4 protein-coding genes are annotated in these 2540 nt (G+C 54.5%); all 4 read right to left on the minus strand.

The annotated features are described in order from the left end of the window. Positions 1 to 21 precede the first annotated feature (21 nt). The 4 genes from ACPT9U_RS17440 to ACPT9U_RS17455 all read right to left on the minus strand — a co-directional run bounded on the left by ACPT9U_RS17440 (position 22) and on the right by ACPT9U_RS17455 (position 2325). Positions 22 to 552, minus strand: a complete 531-nt coding sequence (locus ACPT9U_RS17440; RefSeq protein ID WP_435751881.1) for a DUF1294 domain-containing protein — start codon at positions 550 to 552, stop codon at positions 22 to 24. A gap of 156 nt (positions 553 to 708) precedes the next feature. After that, the gene (locus ACPT9U_RS17445) at positions 709 to 1503 is read right to left on the minus strand and encodes a cold shock domain-containing protein (RefSeq protein ID WP_435751882.1); all 795 of its coding nucleotides are present in this window, start codon (positions 1501 to 1503) and stop codon (positions 709 to 711) included. Positions 1504 to 1517: 14 nt separating this feature from the next. Further along, entirely contained in the window at positions 1518 to 1880 is a 363-nt protein-coding gene (locus tag ACPT9U_RS17450) for a cupin domain-containing protein (protein WP_065761995.1), read from the minus strand. Between the two features lie 73 nt (positions 1881 to 1953). Then, on the minus strand, positions 1954 to 2325 hold the full coding sequence (locus tag ACPT9U_RS17455) for a hypothetical protein (RefSeq protein ID WP_435751883.1): 372 nt from the start codon (positions 2323 to 2325) through the stop codon (positions 1954 to 1956). Positions 2326 to 2540 lie beyond the last annotated feature (215 nt).

Raw genomic sequence — 2540 nt, forward strand, 5'->3', positions numbered from 1 at the left:
GCGCGATGCTGTCGTGCGCGATCACGTGCATGCTGAAGACATAGGGCGGTTGGTTGCATGAATCAGGCGACAACTATCTTGACTTGTTCCGCCTACCGGCCAGCCGCCGAGCAGCGCAAAGAGGTGCAGCGTGCTTTTCTGCACGCGCCAGGCGTTGCGCACCGCGGCCGACTTGTCGTGCCCGTAGGCCAGGAAAGCCACCACGCTCGCCACCGCATAAAGCCCGAGCACCGCCAGCGGCAGCCGCCCGAGCCAGACCATCGCTGCCAGGAAGGCGACGAACCCCGCCGCGAACATCAGGAGAAGGGGGCTGCGCCCCGGCGCGGCCGGCGCCGCCGCGCGCTCGCCGACGAAGGCGACCGCCTTCGCCTGCCGCCGCCCCTTGGCGTCGGTGGCCAGCTCGTAGCTGACCAGTTCGTTACCCTGCGGCCGGCGCTGGCGGTTAGTGAGGCTGCTGACGTGCAGAAAGACCAACTCGCCACCGCCGTTGGGCGTAGTGAAGCCGAATCCTTTGTCGTCGTTCCAAGTGGTGATCTTTCCTTGGTGTCGCATGCGGGATGGGAGTGAGAGGGTATGAAGGGGTGCTGGCGACCCGCTGCTGCCGTTCAGCTTTGATGGAAGCTGCCAGTCAACGTTTGGTTAAGGGGCCGGCTTTAGCCGGTCCCGAGTGAGCGAAGCGAGCGACTTGAACCACTTGTTAGGTTTAGCTTACACAAACCATGTGACTGCACCGACGACACAAATGATCGGAACGGACGCAATAACCAAAAATAGACCAAGGCAACCTGAATTGGATGATGAATAAGAGCTCCGGCTTTCTTGTTGCTCTTTAGGTTGTTCGCGCAGCCATGTCTGGTGACAGGATTTGCAATATAGCCTATTCAGTCCTCTATTCCAGGCAAGGACTGTTCTCTCGTCGTGACTGGAGACCGCTCGGCACTTTGAGCATGAGAACAGTTTGTTTGCAGGCTGCTTCTTTCTGCTTGATATGAAGAAAATAACTAGTAGAAAAATTGCGCCAGGCACCAAGGCTGACTCTGGTGCGCCTGTTTTTATGAATAGACCTAATGAGATAGCAAGAAGTACAGCCAGAGCAAAGTAAGCAAAATAATCTAGCGCATCTTTCTTGACGGGCTCTGTGATTATTCTTTTAGAGCTCCCTGAGTTGGAAAGTGATACACCTTCAAGCAGCACGTGCGTTGCTTTGAGGCGACCTTGGGAGTCTTTGGCAACTTCAAAAATGACGGCGTCACCAACTTCAGGCTTGCGAGTTGCCTTTTTGACGCTTGAGATGTGGAAGAAAACCTGTTCGTTTTTACCTTCAGGACTGATGAAGCCGAAGCCTTTATCATCCTTCCATGAAACTATTTTTCCTTTCATTCTTGTGGAACTCTCATTTTTAACAGCGTACCTAACGCCCGGCTCACGCGCCGGTTTGTAGCTGCGAAGCAGCGGAAAACCGGTCGCCGTGCAGCCGATTGTTAGAACGTAGTAACTTGGCACTCATATGTGGCTGTTTATTTTTCAGCCAACGCAAAACCGGCATTGGCCGGCGCAACCACTGAGACAAATATAAAAGGTTCTGGGCCAGAGTTCATTGCACCATGTACTTGCCCAGGTTTTGCGATGGCAATATCTCCAGCTTTAATATGAGTGGCTACGCCGTCACCTTGATAGTACTCGGCTTCTCCTGAGATAACCGTCCAAGTATCTTGGCCGTGAGGATGGACATGGGCAGCTATTTCCTGCCCAGGGTGGGCGTGCCAAACAACAATGACGGAGTCGTTGGTTTCCAGAACAACCGAACGAATCGGTTCGCCGTTAGACGGACGGACATATTCATCCACCGAAAAAATCCGCGATTCCGTTTCTGCTTTCATGTTCACACCTCATTTAAAACTGATTGGACACGTACTAAAAACGCAACTGCGCCTGGACGTTCTAACACCTGACTTAAGCCGCGCCGCGAAGCGGCGTCGGCTTGAAGGAATTGTTAGGCCCCGGCTGGCCGACCTTGACCTGCCCCTCCAGTACAAGACCGCGCAGTGTTGCGGTTTTGTGCGGACGCGAGAACAGGATGCGAGCGTCTCGGTACTCTCCGTCGTCGAGGAGTCTGGCAGTGCCGAGCGCTACAGCATCCTTTTGCCCGGGGCTACGGTAGATCAGCTCCCTATGGACGTACTGAACCGGAAAGATTACACCACCACCCGAAGGAACGTACTCAAGCAGAAGAAGTGAAAGCTCCTGGCCAGCACCGAGCTCAGCGACATAGTCTGAAGTGAGTGGTGACAGTTGGTGAAAGTACTCGCTGTCTTGAGTTGCCATGAGCCTCCTCCCGGGGCCTAACTTTGTTTTAGGGCGACTGCCCTGCTGCGTAACATCGTTGCTGCTCCATAACATCACACATCGACCCACGGCATAACGCGCTTGCCGCTTGGATGCCCCTCTAGGTCAAGATGGTTGTCGCCTCGATAGAATCTGAAACCCGAGGGCGATAACGGAAGAAAGAAGTGGCCAGGTACGGACAAGCATTCAAGGAC

Source organism: Thauera sp. AutoDN2 (genome assembly GCF_051280715.1).
GTDB lineage: Bacteria > Pseudomonadota > Gammaproteobacteria > Burkholderiales > Rhodocyclaceae > Thauera.